Source organism: Acidimicrobiia bacterium (genome assembly GCA_036271555.1).
GTDB lineage: Bacteria > Actinomycetota > Acidimicrobiia > IMCC26256 > PALSA-610 > DATBAK01.
Genome location: DATBAK010000076.1, coordinates 25968 through 49972, shown reverse-complemented (window position 1 = coordinate 49972; position 24005 = coordinate 25968). Strand labels below are relative to the sequence as shown.

Here is a 24005-nt window from a genome sequence, read left to right as displayed (position 1 = left end):
AAGACCGCGTTCGAAGATCAGCTCGCGCACGTCGAGGACGTTTCGCGCCGCCGCGGCGACGAGCGCACGAACCTCGCACTGCTCACCGATGGCCTGCGCGCCGAGCGCGAGCAAGGCATCACGATCGATGTCGCGTATCGCTACTTCGCGACGAAGAAGCGCAAGTTCATCATCGCGGACACGCCGGGCCACGTGCAGTACACGCGCAACATGGTCACCGGCGCGTCGACGGCGTCGCTGTCGATCATCCTCGTCGACGCGCGGCACGGGCTCGTCGAGCAGAGCCGCCGGCACTCGTTCATCGCGTCGCTGCTGCGCATCCCGCACCTCGTGTTCGCGGTCAACAAGATGGACCTCGTCGGCTGGGACGAGGCCACGTTCCGGCGCATCGAGACCGAGTTCCGCAACTTCGCGGCGCGCCTCGACGTGCAGGACATCGCGTTCATCCCGATCAGCGCGCTCACCGGCGCGAACGTCGTCGAGCGCAGCGCCGACATGTCTTGGTACCGCGGCCCGACGCTGCTCTATCACCTCGAGACCGTGCACATCGCGAGCGACCGCAACCTGATCGACGTGCGGTTCCCCGTGCAGTGGGTGATCCGCCCGCAGACGCAGGCCGCGGAGCACCACGACTACCGCGGCTACGCCGGCCAGGTCGCGGGCGGCGTGATGCGCGTCGGCGACGACATCGTCGCGCTGCCGAGCGGCCTCGAGACCAAGATCGCGCGCATCGAGAGCGGAGGCGTCGACGTCGAGGCCGCGTTCGCGCCGATGAGCGTGGTCGTGCACCTCGCGGATGACGTCGACGTGTCGCGCGGCGACATGCTGTGCCGGCCGAACAACCAGCCGACCGTCGGCCAGGACCTCGACGCGATGGTGTGCTGGATGACCGACAAGCCGCTGCAGCCGAAGGGCCGCTACGCGCTCAAGCACACGACGCGATGGACGCGCGCGGTCGTCGGGGACGTGTTGTACCGGCTCGACGTCAACACCGGGCACCGCGACGAGACCACCGGCAAGCTCGGCTTGAACGACATCGGACGGATCCGGCTCCGCACGACGACGCCGGTGATCTACGACGCCTACAAGCGCAACCGCGCGACGGGCTCGTTCATCCTCGTCGACGAGGGGACGAACAACACGGTCGCGGCCGGGATGCTGCTGGCGGAATAGCGATGGCGGGCGCGGGTGGAGTGGTCTGGCTGACCGGGCTGTCGGGCGCCGGCAAGTCGACGCTCGCGACCGCGGTGGCGGCGCGGATCGGCGCGGCGCGGCCGGTCGAGATGCTCGACGGCGACGAGGTGCGCTTGTACATCTCCGCCGGCCTGGGCTTCACGCGCGCCGACCGCGACACGAACGTGCATCGCATCGCGTACGTGGCGCGGCTGCTCGCGAAGCACGGCGTCGTGGTGTTCGTGTCGGCGATCTCGCCGTACGCGGCGACGCGCAGCGACATCCGCGCGCTCAGCGCGGCGGCCGGGCACGCGTTCGTCGAGGTGCACGTCGACGCGCCACTCGACGTCGTGACCGCGCGCGACGTCAAGGGCTTGTACAAGCGCGCGCTCGCCGGCGAGATCCCACACTTCACCGGTGTGTCGGATCCCTACGAGCCGCCGCCGGATCCCGACGTGATGGTGCGCACCGACCGGATGTCACGCGAGGCCTGCGAGGCCGCGATCGTGGCCGCGCTGCAGGCTCGCGGGCTCGTCGGCTGATGCCCGAGCCGGGCGACCTCGTCGGGCCGTACCGGTTCGTGTCCCAGCTCGGCCGCGGCGCCATGGGCGAGGTGTGGCGCGCGCGCGATGAACGCCTGGACCGCTACGTGGCACTCAAGGTCGTGCCGGCGGACCTCGATGCCGATCTCGAGCGACGCGTGCGCATGCTGCGCGAGGCGCGCGCGGCGGCAGCGATCCGGCACGCGAACGTGGTCACGCTGTTCGACGTCGTGCAGCATCACGGCGACGACATCCTCGTGATGGAGCTCGTCGAGGGGCGGACGCTGTCCGAGCTGCTGAAGAAGGACGGCCCGCCGCCGCTCGCGCAGGCGCTGGCGTGGATCGAGGGCGTCGCGGACGCGCTGGCGGCAGCGCACGCGCGCGGGATCCTGCACCGCGACATCAAGGCCGCGAACGTGATGATCACGAGCGAGGGCGGGGTGAAGGTGCTCGATTTCGGGCTCGCGAAGCTGCGCGACGGTGACGCGGCGCCTGCGAGCGGGACGCCACCGCCGGCGCGCGCGAGCATGCCGAGCACGTCCGAGACGCGGATCGCGCTCGACGAGACGATGCCAAGCCAGAGCCGGCCGATGGCGGCCGTGGCCGCGCGTGCGCACGGCTCGCCATCGGCAGAGGACGTCGCGAGCTATCGCACGCACGCCGGCCAGCTGCTCGGCACGCCGCTGTACATGGCGCCCGAGCAGATCGGTGGCGATCTCCCCGACGAGCGAAGCGAGGTGTTCTCGCTCGGCGTACTCGCGTTCGAGGTGCTCGCCGGCAAGCCACCGTACAACGCGACGACGCTCGACGAGCTGTTCGCGCAGATCGCGAGCGCACCGACGCCGGCGCTCGACCGCACGCGCGTGCCGGCGAGCGTCGTGGCGATCGTCGACCGCGCGCTCGCGAAGGAGCGCGACGACCGGTGGCCGGCGATGGCGGCCCTGCGCGACGCGGTCGCGGCGGAGCGCGCACGGCTGTTCGCGCCGCGCGGCCGGCGGTGGCCCCTCGTGGCGGCTGGCGCGGCGGCGATCGCGGCAGCGGTGATCGCGGGCGTCTCGATGTGGGGAACCCACGGCGGCCCGGCGCCCGACAAGCCCGGCGACAGCTACGTGTCCCGCGCGCTCGAAGAGTACGATGTCTTCTACAACGACAAGGCGCTGTCGTCGTTGCGCGCGGCGCTCGCCGTCGCGCCGGACCACGCGCGCGCGAACGCGTACATCATCCTGTTCAACGGCTCGGAGGTCGACCGCGCGGCGGCGGTCGCGGGCGCGCAGCGCGCGAGACCAGCGACCGAGGCCGGCAGCAAGGACCGCGCGCTGATCGACGCCGCACTGGCGCTCGCGAGCGGCGGACCGGCGGCCGCGCGCGCGGCGATCGCGGCGAGCGGCGCGACGGTCGATCGCGAGCTCGCGTTCTGGACCGCGGAGCTCGACTATCGAGCCGGCGCCTACGCCGCCGCGGACGACGAGTACCGCGCGCTGCTCGCGGACCCGGCGCTGCAGTTCCGCGGGCGGATCTACGACCACGAATCGAGCGTGTTGCTGTATCTCGATCGGCCCGACGAGGCGCTCGCGATCGGGAGGCTGTATCGCGACGCGTTCCCCGGCGAGGCCGACGCGGTTGGCGTGTACGCGACCACGCTTGCCGCTGCCGGGCGTTACGGCGAGGCGGTGGCGGCGGCCGAGGACGCGCTGCGGCTCAACGAGGGCGAGGACACGCTCGCGGGGCTCGCGAAGGTGCTGGCTCTCAAGGCGCTCGGGGACGGCGAGAGCAGCGGCAGCGGTGTCAGCGGCGGCAGCGACGACTTCGCGCGCGCCGAGGGGCTGTACCAGCGGTCGATCGATCGTGCGGGTCCGAACCGGCGGCCTTTGCGGCGGGCGGCGCTGGCGCTGCTGCAGTGGATCGCCGGCGATGCAGCCACCGCACAGGCGACCGTCGCGCCGTGCTTGCCCGGCGGCGCCGACGCGGCAGCGCGCGAGCGCGGCGCGTGCCTGTTCGTCGCCGGTGTCGTCGACACGACCGCGGCCGAGACTGCAGCGCGCGAGCTCGACCACCTCGCGGCTGACTCGACGCCGTTGCACCCGGCCTACGGTGCGCCGGCGTCGCTCGCGATGCTCGTACGCGCGCGTGCGAGCTTCTTCGCCGGCGCGTGCGTCGGCCACGGCGATCGCGACACTGCGACGGCCGCGGCGGCCGTCGACGGCCGCGCCTTCGACGCGCCGGTCGACTTCTATGCCTCCTACCACCTGCCGTTCTTCGTCACCTACGCCGCCTGCGAGCGGGCGGCCTGGCTCGCCGCGCGTGGCGATCGCGCCGGCGCCGTTGCCGTGCTCGCGCCGATCGTCGCGCGCGCCCAGCACCGCGCGTGGATCGAGCACGCGCTCGCGGAGGATCGGTGATCGGCCTGCCGCTGCTGCTCGGGCTGGTGAGCCTCGCGGCGGCGCTGATCACCGGCGCGCTCGGCTACGGCTACTCGTCGATCACCGTCCCGATCGCGCTGCTGGCGATCAGCAGCAAGCGGCTCAACCCCGCGCTGGTCATCGTCGAGACGATGGTGAACGGCTACGCGGCGATCATGTATCGGAGGTCGATCCGCGCGATCTGGCCGCACGTCGCGCCAGTCGTCATCGGGGTCATCCCGGGGGTGGTCGCGGGCGCGCTACTGCTCGCGTCTCTGCCGGTCGGGACCATCAAGCTCGTCTGCTACTCGGCCCTGCTCCCGCTGATCCTGATCCAGGCGGCGGGCCTGCGCATCGCGATCCGCCACACGCGCGCGGTCGGCGTGCCGTTCGGCGTCGCGGTCGGCGTGCTGTACTCGATGACGACCATCTCCGGTCCGCCGCTCGCGCTGTTCTTCAATAACCAGGGCCTCGCGAAGGAGGACTTCAAGGTTGCGCTCGCGCTGACGCGCACGATCGAGTCCGTGCTGACGCTCGCTGCCTATGCATGGCTTGGCCTGTTGACCTGGGACGCCGCCGAGCTCACCGGCTACCTCGTCCCGGGTGTGCTGATCGGCATGCCGCTCGGCCACGCGTTGATCCGCCGGTTTGCTCCCGAGATCTTTCGCCGCGTCTGCATGAGCTTCGACGCCTGGCTGGTCGGCTTCGGCCTGTCGCGCCTGGTCGACGACGCGATCGCGTTGCCGCCGGGAGTCAGCTACGTCGTTCTTGCGGTGACGATCGTCGTCGACGCAATGTTGCTTCGCAGTTTCTTCCGCCAGCGCGCGGCCGCATCGAGCAACCCCAGTCGTACCCGACCCGCAGTTTCAACTTCGATCCAACGCCGATAGATTGGCGCCTCACTCTTGAGGGGGGACCAGCATGACGGGACTGAAGTGGATGGCGTTCGCAGGTTGTGTGGTGGGTGCGAGCGCAGGCGCGTGCGGCACCGAAGATAACATCACCGGCATCGACGACTCGCCGAGTGCGGACACCGCGGATGTCGCGGTCACGCCGGATGTCGCGGTCACGCCGGATGTTGCGCCGGGCTCGGGCTCGGCATATTCGGCGCTGAGCGATCAGACGACCGGTGGAACGCAGGGCTTCTTCATCTTCTCTCCTCTCGGCACGACGACGGACACGACGACGTTCACGGGCACGTTCTTCAACTTCGCCACGAGCCGTCTCAAGGGGCACGTCGTGCACCTCGCGTCGTGCACCACGTCGGGACCGGCCGAGGACCCAGCGACGTTCAGCCAGTTCCTGCCGGTGTCGGTCGCGATCGCTGGCGCCAAGTTCGAGGTCACGAAGAACATCAAGCAAATCGGAACCGGCCTCGTGACCGGCGAGTGCTACCGCGTCAAGTTCGAGCTCGACGGGTTCTCGATGGGCTTCACGGACATGCAGATCACGGCCGGTGCGGTGACCCTGCCGTTCCACCGGATGACACCGGGTAGCAACCTCCAGATCAAGTTCCGCACAGAGACCTCTCTCAACGCCGACACCGATGGTGATGGCGTCCCGGACTGGCGAGACAACTGCCCGACGGTGGCGAATCCCGATCAGGCGGATTCGAACCACGACGGAGTGGGCGACGCCTGCACCGCTCCTGACAGCGACGGCGACGGCGTGCCGGACAACGTCGACAACTGTCCGACCGTCGCGAACGCGAACCAGGCCGATGGCGACGGCGACGGTGTGGGCGACGCATGCGACAACTGCCCGACGGTCGCGAACGCGAACCAAGCCGACGGGGATGGGGATGGCGTGGGCGACGCTTGCGATGCCTGCCCGACGGACCCGTTCAAGCAAGGCAGCGGTGGGTGTGGGTGCAACGCGATCGACATCGACTCCAACGGCGATGGCATCGTCGACGGCTGTACGACAGCAGCTCAGCGCTGCGGCCCCTGATCGGGATTAGACGAGTATCTGCAGCCGGTTACGGTCTCGATCGCATCGCGACGAACCGTGATAGCGTGACCAGCGCCGGGATGAACAGATCCCGCGCCGCGGCGCACTAAACCCGAGCTGTACATGCCTCGCTATCTGACCAGAAGCCTGCAGGTTGCACTGGATCTGGTCGCGTTGTCGGCGGCGTTGTGGTGTGGGTTTCTGTTCCGGTTCGAAACCCAGATCCCTGCCTTCTGGGCACGGGTCGGGCTGGTGAACTGGCCCTACGTTCTTGCCGTCGAGTACACGGTGTTATGGGCGTTTGGTGTGCCGCGGTTCTCGTGGCGATACGTCAGTCTGCGAGAGAGCTGGCGCATCGCGTTTGCGGTGCTCGTGGCTACCGGAGTCCTCGTCGCCCTGCGGTTCGTCGTCCAGGGACACGAGGGGCCATGGCAGATCACCGGCTTGCCACTCGGCGTGCTCGGATCGAACCTGTTCCTCGCGTTCGTTGGACTCGTCGGTGTGCGCGCCTCGCGCCGGGTCTATGGCGAGGTCTCGGAGCGTCGGCTTCGCGACGGTGGACGCGCGAAGAAGCGCGTGCTCCTCATCGGGGCCGGGCAGGCCGGTGTGCTCGTCGCGCGCGAGCTCGTCGCCCGGCCGGATCTCGAGCTGACGCCGGTCGGATTCCTCGACGACAATCCGCTCAAGGCCAACACCCAGATCAACGGTTTGCCGGTGCTCGGGACGACGGACCGGGTGGCCGAGATCGCCGCGCGCAAGCGCGTCGACCGGGTCCTGATCACCATCGCGAATGCATCGGGGCCGGACATCCGGCGCATCACGCTCGCGTGCCACGCCGCCGGACTCGGCACCAAGATCATCCCGGGCATCCACGAAATCGTCGGGGATCGCGTGAACTTGTCGCGGATCCGCGAGGTCGCTATCGAAGATCTACTGGGTCGAGAGCCGGTGGAGCTCGACGCCGCGATCGTGTCGTCCGCGATCGGCGAGCAGGTCGTGATGGTGACTGGAGCCGGCGGCAGCATCGGCTCCGAGCTGTGCCGGCAGGTGTGTCACTACGCTCCGCGCCGGCTCGTGCTCGTCGAGCGGTTCGAGAACGCCCTGTTCGAGATCCATCGCGAGCTTGCCGCCGCGTTTCCTGGAGTCCTTATTGAGCCGAAGATCGCCGATGTCACTGACGTTGCCCGCATGGATCAATTGTTCATCGAGCAGCGACCGTCGTTCGTGTTCCACGCCGCGGCTCACAAGCACGTACCGATGATGGAGGCCAATCCGGGCGAGGCGGTGAAGAACAACGTCGGTGGCACGCGTGTCGTCGCAGATCTGTCCGACAAGTACGGCGTGTCGCGGTTCGTGCTCGTGTCGACGGACAAGGCCGTGAACCCGAGCTCTGTCATGGGAGCGACGAAGCGCGTCGCCGAGATCTACACCCAGGCGCTCGGTCAGCGGAGCAAGACGCGGTTCGTGACGGTCCGATTCGGCAACGTGCTGGGCTCGAACGGCAGCGTGATCCCGATCTTCAAGGAGCAGATCGCGAAGGGTGGCCCTGTCACGGTCACGCACCCCGAGATGCAGCGTTACTTCATGACGATCCCCGAGGCCAGTCAGCTCGTGTTGCAGGCTGGGGCGATGGGGCAGGGTGGAGAGATCTTCATCCTGGATATGGGCGAGCCGGTGCGGATCGTCGATCTGGCACGCGACCTCATCACGCTGTCTGGTCTCCGGCCCGATGACGACATCGCCATCGAGTTCGCTGGCGTTCGCCCCGGTGAGAAGCTGTTCGAGGAGCTGTCGACGGACGTCGAGCACGCCGACAAGACCAAACATCCCAAGATCTTCATCGGGCGCATCCCCGCGGACCCGCTGCCCTCGGCGGTGCGCAGCATCGACGACCTGCTCGCGACCGAGGCCACGCCGGACGGCGTGCGCCGGGCGCTGCTGGCGATCGTGCCGGAGTACACGGGAGCTCCGGGAATGGCGAAGCCCGCTCCTGCCGCGCGGCGGACCTCGACCGACGTCGGCGATGGGACGGGACCTCGCCCCGTCGTGGCCGCGAACTGATGGCGCGAATCTACCTGTCTGCACCTGATCTGGCCGGCACCGAGCTCGGCCTGGTGTCGGAGGCCATCGCATCGAACTGGATCGCGCCGCTCGGGCCGCATGTCGACGCATTCGAGGCTGAGATGTCCGCGCGACTCGACGTGCCCCATGCCGTCGCGTTGTCGAGTGGAACGGCCGCCCTGCACCTCGCGCTGCTCGCGCTTCGCATCGGCGCAGGTGACGAGGTATGGGCCTCCACCCTGACGTTCGCTGCGACCGCCAACGCCATCCACTACGTTGGCGCGACACCGGTATTTCTCGATAGCGAGCAGGCGACCTGGAACCTCGATCCGGTCTTACTCGCCGAAGAGCTTCGCGCGGCCGCGCGTCGAGACGCGTTGCCGAAGGCGTTGATCGTCGTGGATCTCTATGGCCAGTGCGCCAACTACGAGCCGATCGTCTCGGCGTGCCGAGAGCATGGCGTGTGGCTGATCGAGGATGCCGCCGAGGCGCTCGGCGCGACCTATCGCGGACGTCCCGCGGGATCGTTTGGAGATCTATCGATCCTGTCCTTCAACGGCAACAAGATCATCACGACGTCCGGCGGCGGCATGTTGTTGGGCGCGCGCGCCGAATGGATCGAACGCGCGCGCTACCTCGCGACGCAGGCTCGCGAGCGAGCCGCTCACTACGAGCACGTCGAGGTCGGCTACAACTACCGCCTCAGCAACCTGCTCGCCGCCGTCGGGCGCGCGCAGCTCGCCGATCTCGATCGCCGGGTCGCCGCGCGCCGCGCGATCAACGCACGCTACCGCGCCGCCCTCGCCGACCTTCCCGGCTGGACGTTCACGCCGGAGCCTGCCTTCGGGAGGTCGACGTTCTGGCTGACGTGCGCACTGATGTCGTCGAGCGCAGCTCGCGACCACGTCATCGCTGCGCTCGCGCGCGAGGACATCGAGGCGCGTCCGCTGTGGAAGCCGATGCACCGCCAGCCAGCGTTCGCGCGGGCGCGGGCGATCGGCGGGACGGTGGCCGAACGGCTATTCGAGACCGGACTGTGCCTGCCGAGCGGCTCGGGGATGACGGCCAGCCAGCTCGAGCACGTGATTCACACGATTCGCGCGACGGCGTGATGGCCCGGCTCGTCGTCATCGGCGCAGGCGGTCACGGCAAGGTCGTCGTAGCGACCGCGCAGGCGCTCGGGTGGACGGTGACGGTCGCCGATGACGATCGTGCGAATTGGGGAGGTCAGCTACTCGGGGTACCGGTCGATGGACCGGTGGCGCCGGTGCTCGCCGATACGACAGCGACGTGCGTGCTCGCGATCGGCTCGAATGCCGTGCGCGCCAGGCTCGCTCGCGGCGCGCGCTGCGCGTTCGCGACGCTCGTCCACCCCGCCGCCGTCGTCCACGCCTCGGTGGTACTCGGCGCAGGTACGGTCGTGTTCGCGGGCGCGATCATCCAGCCCGACACCCGGCTCGGTGCGCACGGCATCGTCAACACCGGTGCGTCGATCGACCACGACTGCGCGCTCGGCAGCGCGGTCCATATCGCTCCAGGGGCCCGGCTCGCTGGTGGTGTCACGGTCGGCGACGAGGCCTTCGTCGGGATCGGCGCGGTCGCCATCCCCGGTGTGCACATCGGCGCGCGCGCGACGATCGGCGCCGGCGCGGCCGTCGTGCGCGACGTCCCGGCCGACGCGGTCGCGGTCGGTGTGCCGGCGCGACCGCGGACGATCGGCTGATGCGCGTCGTCGTGATCGGCGGCTGGGCGCCGTCGCTGGTGCGGTTTCGTGGGCCGCTGTTGGCCGCGATGGTCGCGCGCGGCCACGACGTGATCGCGATGGCCGCCGACGGCAGCGACGTTGTGACGCGCCAGCTCGCCGAGCTCGGAGTGCGGTTCGAGCCGATCGCGCTCGCTCGCACCGGGATCGACCCGATCGAGGATACCCGCGCATTCGCGGCACTCGTCCGCACGCTCCGCGCGCACCGGCCGGACCTCGTCTTCGGCTACACGATCAAGCCGATCGTGTACGGCAGCCTCGCGGCCTCCGTCGCTGGCGTGCCGTGGCGGGCCGCGATGATCACCGGCTTGGGCTACGCACTCGCGACGCCGCGGACGGCGAAGCAGCGCGCGGTTGCGGTCGTCGCGCGCTCGCTCTATCGCGCCGCGCTGGCGCGCTGCCAGGCCGTGTTCGTCCAGAACGCCGACGATCTGGCCGAGCTCCGCGCTCGCCACGTGCTTGCCTCGACCGCGCCGGTGACGATGGTGCGCGGCAGTGGTGTCGATCTCGAGCACTACGCGAAGGCACCGCTACCCGACGGCGATCCGACCTTCCTGTTCCTCGGCCGCTTGCTGCACGACAAGGGAATCGGCGAATACGTCGCCGCGGCGGCGCGCGTGCGCGAGCGTCACCCGCAGGCGCGGTTTCGCGTCGTTGGCTGGCTCGACTCGAATCCCGAGTGCGTACGCCGCGACGAGCTCGATCGCTGGTGTGCCGCGGGCTTGATCGACTACCGCGGTCCCACGGAGGACGTTCGACCGCACTTGCGCGACGCGCATGTCGTCGTGTTGCCGTCGTATCGCGAGGGCACGCCTCGCTCGGTGCTCGAGGCGATGAGCACGGGCCGCGCCGTGATCACGACGGACGCACCCGGCTGTCGCGACACGATCGTCGATGGCGTCAGCGGGCTGCTGGTGCCGGTCCGCGATCCGGGGGCGCTGGCACGTGCCGCGCTACGCCTGGTGGAGTCGCGCGCGCTCGTCGAGCGCCTCGCCGCCGGGGCACGAGCTCGCGTCGAGAGCCTCTACGACGCTCGGCAGGTCGCAAGCCAGATGCTTGAAACCATGGGACTTTAGCCGCGAACGCGGATGGCCCGACCGGACACTAACTACGCTATAACCGCCCGCGTTCAGTCATGAATGTAGCGATCGTCACCGCCCGCGCAGGTTCGAAGTCCATCATCGACAAGAACGTGCTGCCCCTATGCGGGCAGCCGATGGTGCAGTACCCCATCAAAGCCGCCCAGGCGGCGAAGCGCATCGCCGAGGTCTGGGTGTCGACCGACGGCGACGCGATCGCGTCGGCCTCGCGCGATGCCGGCGCGAAGATCATCCCGCGCCCGGACGAGCTCGGCGGAGACAGCGTCAATCACGGCATCGTGATCAAGCACGCCGTCGAGTACGTCGACGCGCGCGTCGACAACCTCGAGAACATCGTCTTGCTGCTCGGCAATACCGTGTACATCGATGGCGAGATCATCGATCGAGCTCTCGGGTTGCTCGACGAGCGCCGCGAGCTCGACTCGGTAATGACGGTCTGGGAGGCTGCAGATGATCATCCGTACCGCGCCCTCCAGATCAACAACGACGGCCTGATCGAGACGTTCGGTGGTCCGCGCAAGGTATCCACAGAGCGTCAGAGCTACCCGAAAGCCTACTACTACGATCAGGGTGTGTGGGCCTTCCGCAAGCGCACCGTTCAGACCCAGGACGGTCCAAACCCGTGGTGGTGGATGGGCAAGAGCGTCCTTCCAATCGTTCGGCCGTGGGTGACTGGCCGCGACATCCACGGCCTGATCGATGTTTTCTACTCCGAGCAGTGGGTTGGCCACCCGGACATCGTCGCGAAGATCAACGAAGAGAATCACTGACGCGCGAGATGCGGGCCGCATGAAGATCCTCGTCACCGGCGGCGCCGGCTTCCTCGGTAGTCACCTCGTCGACACGCTCGTCGAGCGCGGTCACGTCGTGACGGTGCTCGATCGCGAGGTGCCTCACCAGCTGCCGCGTGGTGCTGTAGCCATCGCCGGCGATCTACGTGACTCCGCCGCGGTCGCGTCCGCCGTCGCGGGTCACGACGCCGTGTACCACCTCGGTGGGTTCGCAGATCTCAACGCCGCACGCACGCGTCCGCTGGACACCGTGCAGACCAACATCGTCGGCACGATCCACGTGCTCGAAGCGATGCGGCAGCACGGAATCCAGCGATTCCTGTTCGCATCGACCGCTTACGTGTACAGCCGCGAGGGTGGCTTCTATCGCTGTTCCAAACAGGCCTGCGAGTCGTACATCGAGGAGTACGGTCGCGCCTTCGACATCCGCTACACCGTGATCCGCTACGGCTCGCTGTACGGACCACGCGCCGACGCGACCAACGGCGTGTACCGGCTGCTGCGCACCGCGATCACGGAGGGCAGGATCTCGTATGCCGGTGCGCCCGACGACGTTCGCGAGTACATCCATGTCGAGGACGCGGCGCGGATGTCCGCCGACGTGCTCGACGATGCATTCGTCGGTCAACACGTCATGCTCAGCGGCTCGAGCCCGACGCGCGCGGCCGACCTGTTCATGATGTTCCAAGAGCTCTTGGGGCGGAAGCTCGAGGTTCAGTACCGGCGTGTCGAAGGGCCGGGCAGCGGTCACTACGCAGTGACCCCCTATGCGTACACGCCACGCGCCGGGCGCAAGCTCGTGACCACACACTACGTCGATATGGGCCAAGGACTTCTCACGCTCGTGGAGCAGATCCACGCGGAGCTCGACCGTGCTTGAAGCAATCGTATTCGATTTCGATGGGGTCATCCTCGAGTCGGCGGACGTCAAGACCGACGCGTTCATCGACCTCTATGCGCATCACGGTCCCGCGGTGACTGCGAAGGTTCGCGAGCATCACCTCGCGAACCTCGGCATCTCCCGGTTCAAGAAGTTCGCGTGGATCTCGGAGAACGTGCTTGGCGAGCGCTTGGGCGATGACGCCAGCGCCGCGCTCGGACGTCGCTTCTCCGAGCTCGCTCTGGCCAAGGTCCTGGCCGCGCCGTTCGTGACCGGCGCCGAGGGTGCGCTCACGGCGCTGCGCGTGCCGCTGTTCGTCGCATCGGGGACGCCGCAGGACGAGCTGACGATGATCGTCGAGCGGCGAGGATTGACGCCGCGGTTCCGCGAGGTCCACGGCTCACCGTCCGAGAAGCCGGCCGTGCTGCGTGGCCTGATGCAGCGCCATAGTTGGTCGCGCGATCAAGTGCTGTTCATCGGCGACGGCTATACCGACTACGAAGCCGCGGTCGATGCGGGCGTGGAGTTCCTCGCACGCGACACGCCGGCGTTGCACGACCGCTGGATGCAGCTCGGGGTGCGCCGAGCACCCGACCTATCGGATCTCGCAGCGCGAGTCGCTGCGTGGTGATCACGTCGTGACCGGCCGCGTGGCCGCGAAGCGTGTCTTGCTGTTTCGCCCCGAGATGGGCGACGGCGGCGCCGATCGCATCACGCTGACGGTCCTCGAGCTACTCGATCGCAACAAGTTCATGCCGATGCTCGCGCTGGTCCGCGCTCGCGGCGTGTTGCTGTCCAAGGTGCCCAGCGACGTACCGATCATCGACCTCGGGGCGTCGCGGCTCGTGTTCGCAGTACCCGCGCTTGCACGCGCGATCCGGCGTGCCGACCCGGACATCATCTTCTCGACGTCGGGCGGCGGGAACGCGGTCGCGGTCGCCGCGCGCATGCTAGCCCGCAGCCGCGCGAGGCTCGTGCTGTCGGAGCGGAGCGCGGTGTTCCGCGACACCGTGAGCCGTCGGCGCCGCGCTCTCGAGTTGCCGCTGAAGCGGTTCGCGTACCGGCACGCCGATCTCGTGACCGCAGTCTCCGACGGCGTTGCGCGCGAGCTCGTCGAGCGACTCGCGCTACCGCCGGCGCTCGTTCGCACGGTCTTCAACCCGGTCCTCACGCCGGGTGCGGACGCCGCCGCGCGTGAGCCGGTTGTCGATCCTTGGTTCGCACCAGACGCAATCACTCCGGTGTTCGTCGCATGCGGTCGGCTCGTCGCCCAGAAAGACTACCCGACGATGCTCGCGGCATTCACCCGGCTGCGTTGTACGCACGACGCGAGGCTCGCGATCCTGGGCGAAGGTCCGCTCCGCGCGAGCCTCGAGGACCGCGTGCGCGCTCTAGGGCTCACCGCGCACGTTCGCTTCCTCGGGTTCGACCCCAACCCGCTCAAGTACATGGCGCGTGCTCGCGCGCTGCTCCAGTCGTCGGTCGTCGAGGGTCTGCCCGGTGTATTGATCCAGGCCATGGGGGTCGGCACGCCGGTGATCGCCACCGACTGCAACCACGGCCCGCGTGAGGTCGTTCGAGACGGCGTCGATGGCTGGCTCGTTCCGGTCGGCGACTCCGATGGGATCGCCCGGCGCGCGGCGCAGATACTCGACGAGCCCGGTTTGCGCGAGCGCTTCGCCGAAGCCGCGCGCATTGCGGCAAAACGCTTCGCGTTCGACGTCGCGATGCCAGTTTACGAGCGCGCGCTGACCGGCGAGCCGGAGCTCGCCGCGTGACCGCAGCCCCCGCCACACGGCGCGCGAAGCCACCGCGCCCGGCCGTCGTGCATTCGACGCCGACGCGTACATTGCTCCGCGATCCGCTGCTGCGCGCCTGGGGAGCATTCATCGTCCTGTTCCCGATGTACATCTTGCCCAGCGGCCTGCCCCAGCCGGCCGACGCGGTGCTCCTCGTCTTGATGCCGTTCGTGCTGCAGCGCTGGAGCGGCAGGCTCGGCAAGCCGCAGCGGCGCGCGGTGTTCGCGCTTCTCGCGTTCGCTGCCTACACGACGATCTCGGCCGTCGTGTGGTCGCTCTGGCTGGGCACGATCTCCATCAACCTTCGCATCGGCTTCCTGCTCAGCCCAGTGTTCTACATCTACAACGCCCTCGTGTTCGTGATGGGGCTGGCGCTCTACCAGCTCCGCGGCCCGCGATTCATCGAGATCACGGTCCGAGCTGCGGTCGTGTCCGTGTTGATCCAGGTGCCGCTGTCGTTCGTGTTCGGCCACCACAGCCTGCTGCGCAGCACCGGCATGTTCAACAACCCGAACCAGTTCGGCTACTACGCCGTGCTGTCGGCCTCGATCATCGTGCTCGGCCAACGGCGCGCCGGCCTGACCGCGCTCCACTCGGCGGTCGGCGTCGTCGCGTGCTCGTACCTGGCGCTGATCTCTGCGTCGAAGGCCGGCCTCGCAGCGACCGCGCTGATCCTGATCGTCTCGCTGATCACCCGGATACGCACGGTCATCTTCGCGTCGGTGATCGCTGCGGTCGCGCTCCTCGCGATCGACCCGCAAGGCGACACCGTGAACCGTACGCTCGAGCGGATCAACACCGACAAGTCCTACGACTTTGCCGAGGAGCGTGGCTACGATCGCATCGCACAACACCCCGAGCACTGGGTGCTCGGGGCGGGGGAGGGCGCGTACTACCGGTACGCGGACACCGGCAAGATCGGAGAGCACGAGCTCCACTCGTCAGCAGGAACGATCTTCTTCTGTTACGGAATCGTCGGCTCCGCGGTGTTCCTGTGGTTCTTCTTCCAGCTGGTACGGATCGCGAAGCTCAGACAGATGATCATGCTCGGGCCCGTCGTCGCGTACGGGCTCAGTCACCAGGGCATGCGCGTCACGCTGCTGTGGATCTTCCTGGCGCTGTTCGTGAGCCTGGCCGATTCGACCCTGTTGGCGCGAGGCCCGCCAAGATCCGTGAAACGCGCGCCTCGGGCGTGAACTCGGCCAGGTCCGCGAACGCGGTCTCGGCGAGCGCGACGCGGAGCGCGCGGTCGTGGAGGAGGCGATCGATCGCGCGAGCCCAGGCGACATCGTCATTGGCCGCGGCGATCAAGGCATTTCGCCCGTCGACGAGGACCTCCTGCAGCACGGGCAGATCCGACGCCACGATCGGGACGCCAGCCGCCATGTACTCGAACATCTTCATCGGCGAGCAGTACTTCGCCGTGTCGAGACGACGCGTGGCGCCGTGGATCCCAGCATGTGGGTACGGCATCAGCAGCACGTCCATGTCGCGATACAGCGCGGGCAGAGTCGCCGGTGCACAGAACCCACGAAACGTCACGTTGGTGGGGACCTCGCCGGTGCGCCACCGCTCGACCTCGCTGTCCGAGCCGCCGATGATGTGGAACGTGCAACCGGGCATCCGTTTCGCGACACGAAGCACGAGCTCGATCCCGCGGCCCGGATAGATGCTCCCGACATACGCGATCCTCGGCGGTGTCGCGCATGCTGCGCGCGCTCCGCACGCCGCCGGGCGGCTCGCGGGGCTGTGCGCGACGACGATCGGGCGGGCGCGCGGCAACAGGTCCACGCGTTCGAGCTCGCCGATCATTGCATTGGAGATCGGCACGAGCCCGCGAAAGCTCGGAGCGTTCACCATCCGACGCCACAGCCCGCGTTGCCACTCGCGATCGAACACGCCGTGTGCCTCGTACGCCGTCGGCAGGCCAAGCTCCGTCGCGATCCAACCGCCCAGCAGGTCGCGCGAGTACACGAGGTCGACGTCGCGCCGCGCGGCGAGTACGTGGCGCACGACGCCGACGGCGTACACCAGGCCGCCGCCACGTCGGGGGGGGCGCGCGACGAGATCGAGCTCGAATGTCCGACGCACTCCGTAGAACGCGAAGGGGTCCGGCGCGAGCGTCGCGTCGGCTTCGGGGCGCTTGCCGACGAGCGTCACGGAGTGGCCGACCGCAGCGAAAGCTTCGCACATCCGCATCACCTGAACGCTCGAGGCCCGGCGCGACGGGATGTACGACAGCGACAGGTACAGGATGTTCACGGCGTGCTCGGTGGAGGCTTGGTCTTCGGAAGGTGTTGGCCGGGCAATACGACGTCGGGAGTCCCCGTCTGGTAGTGCTCGAGAAGATCCTGCTGCTTACGCTCGCGTTCGATCTCGTCGAGACGGCGCTTGATCTCCTCGCGCTCGCCGACGAGCAAGCCCTCGATATCGAGGCGGTGAAGGCACTTGGTCGCGCCGTCGACGTCGTGCAGCGCTAGCTTGGCGTCGCAGAGGGCTAGCCAGGCTTCACCCTGGTCCTCGATCCGCCCGTGCCAGTCTTGAACGTTCGCGAGGAGCGTCAGGACCTCGCTGTCGGCGTGACGCCGGAGCAGGATCTGCGCGAGCTGAAGTGCTGCGTGCGGGCTCCAGATCACAGCGATCCGATTCCGTACCGCGCGCTCGGCGAGCGTGTCGTCGCCCGCATCGGCGGCGAGCATGTACAACATGTCGATGGCCGTCAGGTCGCGCGGCCGTTGCTCGACAACGCGGCGGATCCACTGGAGGGCGATGTCTCGATGCCCGTCCTTGGTGAGCGCGGTGACGATCAGATCGAGGCTGTCGTAGTCGGTCGGGATTGCCTCCGCAGCCTTGTTTGCTGGGAAACTGTGGTCGATCTCGTAGATGATGTTCCGCGGGTCGGTGATGCCTTCGAGCGCGGACGAGTACTCGAGCGCCGCCTGATCGACGTGATCGAGCGCGAGCAGGATGCGGCCTGCGAACCGGTGCAGGCCGGTGTGGTTGGGGTGGAGCTCGAGCGAATGGTTGAGGAGCGGGATCACGTCGGGCTCGCGCTCCTCGAGCTCGAACTTCGCGTCGATCGCATAGCCATAGTAGTCGAGCGGATGGCGCGCGAGCTCCTCGCGAACGACATCGTCCGACGGATGCTCGTCGAGAAGATCGTGATCCTCTTCGACCGTGCTCGTCATCGGCGAGAACATCGTGTACGCGACGATCCCGAGCAGCCCGATCAGAGCAAGCCGGAGGACGGCGACCGGCGCCACGAGTTTCGAGCGCAGCGGGCGAACGTAGGTGTACGTCAGCGTCGCTGCGACGATCGTGACCGGCACGGCGAGGCCGAGTAGCTCCACACCGAAGTCGACGTTGCTCTGCACGAGCACCGTTGCGAGACCACCGAGTCCAGCGGCAGCGAGTGGTCCATCTCGCCATCTTCGCAGCGCGACGACGCCGATCCAGCCGAACGCGAGTGCGAGCGCGATCGCGCCGGGGATGCCCCAGTCGATCACGGCCTGCATGTACTCGTTCTCGACGTGCGAGAACGTCAGGAACGAGCTCGCCTTGTGTACGCGCGTGAAGGCAGGCTCGAAGGCGCCACGTCCGACGCCAGCCCACGGTGCCTCCTCGATCAGGGTGGTCGCGGACCGCCATGCCTCGTACTTGCTGCGCGGGTCGTGGATCTCCTGGAGCGACGTGTCCTCCAGCTGATGAGCCGTGCCCGTGCTCGTGAACACGATCACCGTCATCATGCAGAGCGCGACCGCTCCAATCGGCAGCGAGGTCATCATGAACCGCCGGCGCGCAGAGCGAGCCCGTCGGTCGACGGGGCGCGCGAGGCGCTGCGCCGCATAGGTCCCGAGCGTGACGCCGATGCCGGCGAGCGCCGCCAGGAGCGCACCTCGAGACAGGGTGGCCAGCACGACGACGAGCGTGCCCAGGATCGTCACCGCCCACACGATGCGCGCGGCGCGCGACTGCTTGGGATAGAGAAGCAATCCGGTCGAGACCGCGCACCCCAACGCGCACAAGCCACCGAGGTGGTTCGCATTCAAGAGTGGGCCGAGCACCGGTGGTGATGCCTGCTCGGGCGTGTACAGCCCGTACAGCGTCGACGCGTCGAAGACCGTGTGGATCGCCACCACGACCACGGTGACCAAGCAGATCCCGGCGACGGCGCTGAGACATGCGAGTCGCCCGCGCTCGGAGTGGGCGAATCGAAGCGCGATGACTGCGACCCCGAGCAGCGTGACGAAGTAAGCGATCGCGCGCAGCGTCCCGGGAACGTCGAGCGTGATGGCATCCCACGGCGACACTCCCGCCAGGCTCGCGCCGTCGTTGCGGAGCCCGTCCCCGATCGGATTCAGGGCATCGAGCCAACCTGCAGGCCACGGTACGAGCTGGAGTAGCGTCAACACGAGCGCGAGCAGGATCGTGATGATCAGAGGCGAACGGCCGAGGCCTCGTCGCGATGTCACGAGCGGGACGAGAGCCAGCCCGACCAGCAACGCATCGATCGCGGCGATCCAGCGCAGCGCGCTTCCGAGCGCGAGCACGCACCACGTCAGCGCGACGACGCCGACGCCGATCGAGACTTTGTCTCGAAGCCGCATCGCCGCCGCCTACCAGGCGCGTTCCGGGACGAAGACCTGATCGCCGGGCATCACCGGGAAGTTGGGACGTGTCCCCTCGGCGATGCTCTCGACCGGGATCTTGTAGATCGCCGGCTTACCGTCGAGCATGCGCGTCACCTTGACCATGTTCTTGCGTGCGAGCGGGGAGAACCCACCGCTGTCGGCGATCGCGTCGACGATCGTCATCCCAGGTGCGAACTTGATCGAGCCGCTGCGCGCGACCTGACCGAACACCGACAGCTTCTGCGAGTTGATCTCGGCGACCGTGATGTTGACGATCGGGTCGATCAGATACCCGTCCGCCAGACGCTGCTTCACGTCTTCTTGGATGGTGTGAGCCGTCTTGCCCTGGACAGGCACGCGCCCGATGAACTGGACCTCGATGTCCCCTGCGGGATCGATCACGTAGTCGGCCTTGATCTCGTGGGATCCGTAGTAGATGACCAGCTCGATCTTGTCCGCAGGGCCGAGGGGAATCTGGGTTTCGTCGAATGGCGCGATGGTCGGATAGGTCGCGGGTGGGTTATCCGCGCACCCCGTGGCGAACTGGCCAAGGCTCGCAACCACTCCGAACACGACGAGAAACCGGGCGAGCGCTTTCATGGGGCGGAACGCGAGCTATGTTGCCGGGCACGACCCTAGCGTTCAATGAACATGTAGCAGAAGCTGGACATCCAACCCTGTCGATTGACACGCGTTTTGGACCTTTGTACGCTCTGCTTTAGGTCGAGGAGAAGCCTGTGAAATTCCTGCAAAAGCGATGGCTCGCCGCCATTGCCCTCGGCATCGGGGGAGCCGCGCTAGCTGGAGCTGCGCTCGCGCAATCGGCGCCGCACGGCGACGCCCAAGGGCGCATCGCTGCACTGGCTTCGGAGGTCGAGCAGGACGTCCGACACGTCAAGCACCTCCAGGAGATCTCGCGCAAGCAGCGCGACATCATCAAGCTGACGTGCGTGAACGATCGCATGGTCGAGCTCAAGGCACAGGCGAACATCTTCGATTCCTCGCGTCACGAGGTCGAGCTCGTGAGCGGCCCCAACGGTGGCGCCAACGGGGCGTTGTTCGAAGACATGCAGAACGCAGCACACGCCGTGCATCGCGCGCGTGCAGAAGCGGACGCGTGCGTGGGAGAGCCGGAGCTGTACGGCGAGTCCGTCAACGGCTTCACGTCGCCAACGTTTCCTGACGATCCGACGCTCGGCAACCCGTTCGGGCCGATCATCGAGCCGCCCGGCTACGCGTCGCCGTTCAACTGAAGACGGCGCGTTCGTCTGCCTGGAGCTTGGCAGCGCTCCTCGTACGAGGAGCGCGACCGACTATGCGGCCTTGTCCGGCTTGCCGGGCTTCTCGGCCGGTTCGCGGTAGCCGTAGTAGTTGTAGTAGTAGGTGTCGCGGCCACGAGCGTCGAACTCGTTGAGCACGACGCCGATGATCGTGCCGCCGACGTTGCGCAGCTGACGCGTCGAGCGCTTGATCTCTTCGCGTTGCGTCTTGCCGGCGCGCACGACGAAGATAACGCCGTCGGCCTGCTTCGCTAGCACGACGGCATCGGTCACCGGCTGCAGCGGCGGCGAGTCGAGCACGATCATGTCGAACCTGCTCTCGAGCTCGGCGAGGACCGTCTGGAACCGTTTGGTAAGCAGCAACTCGGCCGGGTTCGGCGGCGTCGGTCCGCACGGAAGTACGAACAGGTTCTCGATCTCCGTCGGCTTGATCACCTCGTCGTACCGGTGGTCACCGAGGATGAGATTCGACAGACCCTCGGTACGCGACACCTTCATCGAGTCGTGCAGACGCGGCCGCCGCATGTCGGTGTCGACCAAGAGCACGCGCTTGCCGCTCTGGGCCATTGTCGTGCCGAGGTAGATGACGTTCGTGGTCTTGCCCTCGCGCGGATTCGCGCTCGAGACGACGATCGTCTTGAGCTTCCGGTCGGCGCTCGAGAACAGCACGTTCGTGCGCAGCGACCGGCAGCACTCGGCCACCGACGACGTCGGGTGCTCGCTGACGTACAGGTCGCGCGCGCGGTCGTCGTCGCTCGACAGGTCGTTCGCAGACAGCATCGGAATGATGCCGAGCACCGGCGCGCCGCTTGCCTGTTGCGCGTCGTTGGTCGACTTGATCGAGCGATCGAGGAACACGACGAGGAACAGCAGCCCGAGCCCGATGACGAGCGCGATTCCACCGGCGAGCATCGCATTGACGCGTGCATCGGGTGCGACCGGCGCTGTAGGGGGAAGTGCCGGGTCGAGCTTCTTGGCGTACGAGCTGTCGCTGCTCGTGTTCATGCGCTCGGTCATCTCGCTCGTCGACAACCGGTTGCGGAGAATCATGTAGCGATCCTCGATGCTCTTCTTGTCGCGGAGCAACTCGTTGTACGCGATGATCTTCGGGCCGAGGGAGAACGCTTCCTTGCGATAGTGCTCGACCTCGTCGTTGAGCGCCTTCTCCGTCGATACCGCGGCTTCATGCGCCTCTTCGACGCCCCCGATGATGCGCTTGGCTTCGGACTGGAGAGCCTCGAACAGGTCATCCACCTTGGCCTTCTGTTTCTGGAAATCGATGTGCTTCGGACCGACTTCCTTCTCGAGCTGCTGGAAGGTGTTGCGCTCCGTGTAGTACTGCGCCCGCAGCGAATCGAACGAACCAACCGTTTCGCCCATCAGCAGGATCGGCGAGTCGACGAGGTCGGGCGAGTGCGCCTCGACGTCCTTCATGCGGGCGAGCTTGGCGTCGATCTCGATTCGATGTGCGCGAGCCTCGTCTTGCTTCTGGGTGAACAGCGTGATGTTGCCCGACACCAGGCTCTGCTGGTTCTCGAGCGACACCGCGAGGAGGTCGTTGTCCTTCTCGAACTGGTAGATCTTCTTCTCGGCGGTCGACAGATTGTTCTCCTCGGTCTCGAACTCCTTGGACAGCACGTCCGATGCTGTCTTCGAGCTCGAGTTGAGAAGATTCTTCGTGTAGTCGATGTACGTCGAGACCTGCCAGTTCGCGAGCTGCGCCGCGAATTGCGGGTCCTCGTTGCGAACGTACACGTACATGATGCGATCCTGATCGGGGTACTTGATCGTGATCGCCGACTGCAGCTTCTCGGTCGCGACGTCGAGCTGCTCGTCCGGCTGAAGGGTCGCGCGCTGCGCGTCGTTGAGGAGCTTCAACTGGAGCTGGTTCTGCTCGACCGTCTGGCGGGTGACCGTGTAGCTCGACAGCACCTGCTTCTGCTGACGGTAGTAGTCGGCGCCGCCGGCGCCCATCGCGAGGAGCTCGGCGCCCTGACCGAGAAGGTCGGGAAGGCGCGGCTCGATCTGGACCGAGGCCTTCGCTTCGAACTGCTTCGGGAGGCGACTCGTATAGACGACCGCACCCGTCGCTACGACCGCAACGAGTGCGAGCACCGCAAGTCCATAGCGTCGAAGCGCGTCGAGATAACGCTTCAGATCGAAGTTGAAGAGCGGCTCTTCAGCCGCTCCTGCTTGAGCCTGCTCCTGCTCGTCCAACGTGACTCTCCGCGCTCGTAGAGCCTGGTTAGTGGCTGTTTCGGCTGGAAGAGTTCATCGCCCGAGCACCAATCAGCGTCAATACGCCGCGCGAATGCCCAACAGGACTTCGTGACGGACGTAACTGGGGTCTTCCATCACACCGTCGACCGTGTAGCGGAAGTTCGTGTTGTCGATCGTGAGGTGGTAGGCCAGCGAGGCTGCCAACCAATCCTTGAAGTTGTATCGAAACTCCGCGGCGCCTAGCGCGAGGAAGTCATCGCGAGTGCCGGTGCCGTACATCGGCATGTCGAAATTCACGATCACGCCGTTGTACTCGCGAAAGATCACGCCAGCTTGGATGAAGGCATCGAATGGCGCGAGGGCGTGTTCGAGCGTCGCGAAAAACTGGTGGTCGCGATAGTAGTTCGCGTTGATCGAGTCGTTGTGTAGGTAGTTGTAGAGGAACGAAAAGTGACCCTGCGGCGCATAACGCCAGCCAAACTCGAGCGCGGCCAGCGCCGACGAGTAGCTCGGGCCGGACGCGTAGAATCCGTTTTGATAGCCCGCACGCGCGACGATCGAGGTCAGCGGCGACAGCAAGGTCTGGACCCCGACCAGTCCCATCAGCGGATAGGACGTGACCTTCACGCTCGACGAGATGCCAGTGTAGACGCCCTGGCTAACATCGGCGTAGACCCGCGTCTGCGGAAGCCATTGATAGCGCAGCGTGAACCCGATGAGGTTCTGGAACCGATCGGCGAACTTCTGAGTGTCCTGCTCGAACGCGTCGACGATGCTCTCGTAGTGGATGATGCCCGCCAGGCTGCGACCCGACGGCGCATACATCACCTGGAGCTTGATGTCGTTGATGTCCCGGTTGGTGTTCGAGTTCGACTCGAAGTTCGTCGGACGGATCAACCGGCTGTAGTTGTCGTACGCGAGGAACTGTAGAGGCTGACCTGGGTGGACGATGCCTCGAAACAACGCACCGAGGCCGAGGCCATCCTGTGCGGTGACGCGATCGTTGTCTGAAAGGTAATAGTCGTAGGACGCGCGGAGGTCCGCACGATACTCGAACTGACCGTAGTCGTTCTCGCCCTGCGTGTGGTCTGCGTCGTGCTCCGTCGTCGCGAGGCGCTTCGCCGATAGCGATCCAGCTCCTACCTCGCCGAGGACGCGCATGAAAGCAGCTGCCGTCGGGTTCGTGTTCGTGAAGAACACGTTCGACACCATGCCGCCCTCGACGCCGATCTGCGGGTGCAGGACTGTGCCTTCGCCCACCTTGACGCCGGCACCCTCGACGATCGCGACGGGGGCTACGGCATCCTCTGGGTCGATCATCGGTGCGCTCTGCGCGTGAGCACTTCCGACCGCCATCACGGTCGCGCCTACGAACCCGAGGAGTCCGAGAAGGGCTTTGAAGCAGCTAGAGCGCAGC

20 protein-coding genes are annotated in these 24005 nt (G+C 67.2%); 15 read left to right on the top strand and 5 right to left on the bottom strand.

The window, feature by feature from the left end; translation table 11 throughout:
* The 14 genes from VH914_17390 to VH914_17325 form a co-directional block, all read left to right on the top strand.
* On the top strand, nucleotides 1–1173 hold a 1173-nt coding region (locus tag VH914_17390), incomplete at its 5' end, for a GTP-binding protein (protein ID HEX4492983.1).
* Nucleotides 1174–1175: 2 nt separating this feature from the next.
* Nucleotides 1176–1715, top strand: a complete 540-nt coding sequence (gene cysC, locus VH914_17385; GenBank protein ID HEX4492982.1) for an adenylyl-sulfate kinase — start codon at nucleotides 1176–1178, stop codon at nucleotides 1713–1715.
* Entirely contained in the window at nucleotides 1715–4114 is a 2400-nt protein-coding gene (locus VH914_17380) for a protein kinase (GenBank protein HEX4492981.1), read from the top strand. The genes cysC and VH914_17380 overlap by 1 nt, the downstream gene beginning before the upstream one ends.
* On the top strand, nucleotides 4111–5004 hold the full coding sequence (locus tag VH914_17375; GenBank protein HEX4492980.1) for a sulfite exporter TauE/SafE family protein: 894 nt from the start codon (nucleotides 4111–4113) through the stop codon (nucleotides 5002–5004). The genes VH914_17380 and VH914_17375 overlap by 4 nt, the downstream gene beginning before the upstream one ends.
* A gap of 31 nt (nucleotides 5005–5035) precedes the next feature.
* Nucleotides 5036–6064: a thrombospondin type 3 repeat-containing protein gene (locus tag VH914_17370; GenBank protein ID HEX4492979.1), complete on the top strand. Its 1029-nt coding sequence runs from the start codon at nucleotides 5036–5038 to the stop codon at nucleotides 6062–6064.
* 123 nt (nucleotides 6065–6187) lie between these two features.
* Nucleotides 6188–8125 (top strand): nucleoside-diphosphate sugar epimerase/dehydratase, encoded by a 1938-nt coding sequence (locus VH914_17365; GenBank protein ID HEX4492978.1) that lies wholly within the window; start codon nucleotides 6188–6190, stop codon nucleotides 8123–8125.
* Entirely contained in the window at nucleotides 8125–9237 is a 1113-nt protein-coding gene (locus tag VH914_17360) for an aminotransferase class I/II-fold pyridoxal phosphate-dependent enzyme (GenBank protein HEX4492977.1), read from the top strand. The genes VH914_17365 and VH914_17360 overlap by 1 nt, the downstream gene beginning before the upstream one ends.
* Nucleotides 9237–9848 (top strand): acetyltransferase, encoded by a 612-nt coding sequence (locus VH914_17355; GenBank protein ID HEX4492976.1) that lies wholly within the window; start codon nucleotides 9237–9239, stop codon nucleotides 9846–9848. The genes VH914_17360 and VH914_17355 overlap by 1 nt, the downstream gene beginning before the upstream one ends.
* Nucleotides 9848–10963, top strand: a complete 1116-nt coding sequence (locus tag VH914_17350; protein HEX4492975.1) for a glycosyltransferase family 4 protein — start codon at nucleotides 9848–9850, stop codon at nucleotides 10961–10963. Before VH914_17355 ends, VH914_17350 begins: the two co-directional genes overlap by 1 nt.
* Nucleotides 10964–11022: 59 nt before the next feature.
* Nucleotides 11023–11757, top strand: coding sequence for an NTP transferase domain-containing protein (locus tag VH914_17345; protein HEX4492974.1), 735 nt, complete (start codon nucleotides 11023–11025; stop codon nucleotides 11755–11757).
* A 19-nt stretch (nucleotides 11758–11776) separates the two neighbouring features.
* Nucleotides 11777–12658: an NAD(P)-dependent oxidoreductase gene (locus VH914_17340; GenBank protein HEX4492973.1), complete on the top strand. Its 882-nt coding sequence runs from the start codon at nucleotides 11777–11779 to the stop codon at nucleotides 12656–12658.
* On the top strand, nucleotides 12651–13289 hold the full coding sequence (locus VH914_17335; GenBank protein ID HEX4492972.1) for an HAD family hydrolase: 639 nt from the start codon (nucleotides 12651–12653) through the stop codon (nucleotides 13287–13289). Before VH914_17340 ends, VH914_17335 begins: the two co-directional genes overlap by 8 nt.
* Before the next feature lie 7 nt (nucleotides 13290–13296).
* Entirely contained in the window at nucleotides 13297–14436 is a 1140-nt protein-coding gene (locus VH914_17330; GenBank protein HEX4492971.1) for a glycosyltransferase, read from the top strand.
* Complete coding sequence (locus VH914_17325; GenBank protein HEX4492970.1) at nucleotides 14433–15653, top strand: hypothetical protein; 1221 nt, start codon at nucleotides 14433–14435, stop codon at nucleotides 15651–15653. The genes VH914_17330 and VH914_17325 overlap by 4 nt, the downstream gene beginning before the upstream one ends.
* Here the strand turns inward: VH914_17325 and VH914_17320 are convergent.
* From VH914_17320 to VH914_17310, 3 genes are read right to left on the bottom strand one after another with little or no spacing between them, the layout of a single operon-like run.
* Nucleotides 15550–16656, bottom strand: coding sequence for a glycosyltransferase family 4 protein (locus VH914_17320; protein ID HEX4492969.1), 1107 nt, complete (start codon nucleotides 16654–16656; stop codon nucleotides 15550–15552). The genes VH914_17325 and VH914_17320 overlap by 104 nt on opposite strands.
* A 59-nt stretch (nucleotides 16657–16715) precedes the next feature.
* Nucleotides 16716–19064 (bottom strand): O-antigen ligase family protein, encoded by a 2349-nt coding sequence (locus tag VH914_17315; protein HEX4492968.1) that lies wholly within the window; start codon nucleotides 19062–19064, stop codon nucleotides 16716–16718.
* A 9-nt stretch (nucleotides 19065–19073) separates the two neighbouring features.
* A complete protein-coding gene (locus tag VH914_17310) occupies nucleotides 19074–19688 on the bottom strand; it encodes a polysaccharide biosynthesis/export family protein (GenBank protein HEX4492967.1) in 615 nt (204 codons plus the stop codon).
* A gap of 137 nt (nucleotides 19689–19825) precedes the next feature.
* Between VH914_17310 and VH914_17305 the strand changes: the two genes are divergently transcribed.
* Complete coding sequence (locus VH914_17305; GenBank protein HEX4492966.1) at nucleotides 19826–20341, top strand: hypothetical protein; 516 nt, start codon at nucleotides 19826–19828, stop codon at nucleotides 20339–20341.
* Between the two features lie 60 nt (nucleotides 20342–20401).
* On the opposite strand, the gene VH914_17300 is transcribed toward VH914_17305, so the two are convergent.
* Both VH914_17300 and VH914_17295 read right to left on the bottom strand, forming a co-directional pair.
* Nucleotides 20402–22585 carry a polysaccharide biosynthesis tyrosine autokinase gene (locus tag VH914_17300; protein HEX4492965.1) on the bottom strand — a complete coding sequence of 728 codons (2184 nt, stop codon included), beginning with the start codon at nucleotides 22583–22585 and terminating at the stop codon, nucleotides 20402–20404.
* A gap of 78 nt (nucleotides 22586–22663) precedes the next feature.
* A complete protein-coding gene (locus tag VH914_17295; GenBank protein HEX4492964.1) occupies nucleotides 22664–23947 on the bottom strand; it encodes a hypothetical protein in 1284 nt (427 codons plus the stop codon).
* Nucleotides 23948–24005: the final 58 nt, after the last annotated feature.